The organism is Paracoccus rhizosphaerae, assembly GCF_026162645.1.
Lineage (GTDB): Bacteria > Pseudomonadota > Alphaproteobacteria > Rhodobacterales > Rhodobacteraceae > Paracoccus > Paracoccus rhizosphaerae.
Genome location: NZ_JAOTBE010000174.1, coordinates 1 through 1,227 on the forward strand (window position 1 = coordinate 1; position 1,227 = coordinate 1,227).

The window sequence follows — 1,227 nt, forward strand, 5'->3', positions numbered from 1 at the left end:
TCGTCGGCGGGGCCGAAGAACTCGAAGTGGATGCGGTCGGCGGGAATGCCGGCGTCGCGCAGGCCGGTGACGAAGTGGCGCAGGAAGGGGCGCGGGCCGCAGAGGTAGATGTCCGCCTCGGCCAGCGGGGTGTTGGCCTGCAGCCAGTCGAGGGTGATCAGGCCGCGATTGGCGCCGTCACCGGTCCCGCCCTCGTAGAACGTCTCGACCAGGGCGTTGCCGTGCCGGGCCGCGGCGTCGTGGACCTGGATCTCCAGGGCATGATGGGCCGGGCTGTTCGTGCCGTGCACATAGAAGACGGGCACGTGGCGGTGCCGGTCGGCCACGACCTCCAGCATGCTGATGATGGGGGTCTGGCCGACGCCGCCCGACAGAAGGACCAGCGGCCGCTCGGGCGCGTCGGACAGGTGGAAGTCGCCAGCCGGAGGCGTGGCCTCGATCACGGCACCGACATCGACACGGTCGTGGAGGAAGCCCGAAGCCTCTCCGTCAGGCTCTCGCTTGACGGTGATCCGGTAGAATTCCGCGTTCGGCGCGCTGGAGATGGAGTAGTTGCGCTTGACGCCTGCCAGGCCGGCTTCGTCGAAGCGTAGCGTCAGATACTGACCGGGGCGGTGCGGGATGACGGCGCCCCCATCCTCGGGCCGCAGGATGAACGAGACGATGCCGGCTGCCTCAACTCGTTTTTCGGCCACCACGAAGCGGCGCCAGTCGGTCCAGCCGCCCGGCTGCGCCTCGATCTCGGCCCGGATGGCGGCCTCGCGCTCGATCAGCAGGTCGGCCAGGAACCAGTAGGCCTCGCCCCAGGCCTGCAGGATCTCTGGTGACGCGGCATCGCCCAGCACCTCCTCGATCGCGCCCAGAAGGGCCTCGCCCACGAAGGGATAATGCTCAGGCAGGATGGCATAGCCGATGTGCTTCTGCGCGATCCGCTCCACCGCCGCGCCCAGGACGGACAGGTTCTCGATGTTCTGCGCATAGGCCAGCACCGCATGGGCCAGCGCCAGGCGCTGCGTCCCCTTCTTCTGGTTCGCCTGGTTGAACAGCGCCGCGATGCGTTCGTTCCGGAACAGGCGGCGATACATCGTCTCGGTGATCACCGGGCCGTGCTGCTCCAGCGCGGGCACGGTGGCCTTCACGACGGCGATGGTCTGCTGCGACAGGGGGCGTGGCATGAGTCTCTCCTAAACATGCATTATCAATGCATCTATAACCTCCTATACATGC

At 67.5% G+C, this 1,227-nt stretch carries 1 protein-coding gene; it reads right to left on the reverse strand.

Annotated features, from left to right (window positions below; translation table 11 throughout):
• A partial coding sequence (hmpA, locus tag OC184_RS20250) for an NO-inducible flavohemoprotein (protein ID WP_265508959.1) occupies nucleotides 1-1,175 on the reverse strand: 1,175 nt, incomplete at its 3' end.
• Between the last annotated feature and the right edge of the window lie 52 nt (nucleotides 1,176-1,227).